The organism is Pseudomonas sp. 382 (assembly GCF_002759075.1).
GTDB classification, from domain to species: Bacteria; Pseudomonadota; Gammaproteobacteria; order Pseudomonadales; family Pseudomonadaceae; genus Aquipseudomonas; species Aquipseudomonas vlassakiae.
In genome coordinates this window covers 1-895 of record NZ_PEMX01000101.1, presented here as the reverse complement: position 1 = coordinate 895, position 895 = coordinate 1, and the positions used below count along the sequence as shown (strand labels likewise).

At 54.7% G+C, this 895-nt stretch carries 2 protein-coding genes; both read right to left on the bottom strand.

The annotated features are described in order from the left end of the window. Positions 1-296 (bottom strand): IS3 family transposase (locus tag CQW31_RS30770; RefSeq protein WP_143524294.1); only part of this gene is annotated, 296 nt, incomplete at its 3' end. Positions 297-325: 29 nt separating this feature from the next. After that, a partial coding sequence (locus tag CQW31_RS30765; protein WP_218187139.1) for a transposase occupies positions 326-895 on the bottom strand: 570 nt, incomplete at its 5' end.

The following is an 895-nucleotide window of genomic DNA, read 5'->3' as shown; positions in this document are numbered from 1 at the left end:
AGCAAATTCGCCGCCACCTTGCCGACAACACCACGATAGGAACGGTATTTCTTAGGCCGTACCACTGACTTCAACCCTTGCTCAGCCATCAGTCGTTCAACGACCTTCTTGTTCACCAGCTTGTCCTTTCTTATCACGAGCGCAACGCGGCGATAGCCGTACAGCCCTTTGTGCTCGTGATAGACACGATGTACCAGTTCTTTGAGCGCCGCATGCCTGTCCGGCTTCTGCTGAGCCTTGAGCTGATAGTAGAAGGTGCTGCGCGCCAGCCCGACTACCCGCAGGAGGTCAGGCAAAGGAAATCTGCGCTTGAGTTTGGCGACGATTAAGACTTTTTCGTCCGTGTTCGCTCCTGTTCCTCCCGCATGGCCTTGAGCTCCTTTAGGACAGCGTTCTCCATGCGCAGGTACTCAAGCTCAGCCATCAGCTGCTCTCGAGGCTTTTGCGCATCGTCGGTATTGGTGGGCTTGGCTGGCTTGATTTTCTTCGACACGTTGATTGGCTTTCTTTGCTTGATGACAGTAGGCGAGACAGGACTGCCACTGTAGTACTGCCGCTGCCAAATGCCTATCTGAGATGATTGTCCGAGGTCAAAGTGCGCAGCAGTTTGGCGCAGGGAAAGGCGATGCTCATGCATGTAACTCAGCACCTGCCGCTTGAAGTCCTCGGTATAGCGCCGTGCATGCGAGCCTGGGCTGATGCTGCGTCTCAACTGGTAGCTGGCAACCCAGCGTCGCAGCAGGCTGAAATCGATGCCAAAGTTTCGAGCTACCGTACGGAAACCGTTGCTGCCATCCAAATAGGCAGTGATTGCTGTGAGCTTGAACTGCTCAGTGTACTTGGCCATGAATCCCCCAAGGGTTGGATTGGTGTCCAACTTCTTGGGGGCAGTCCA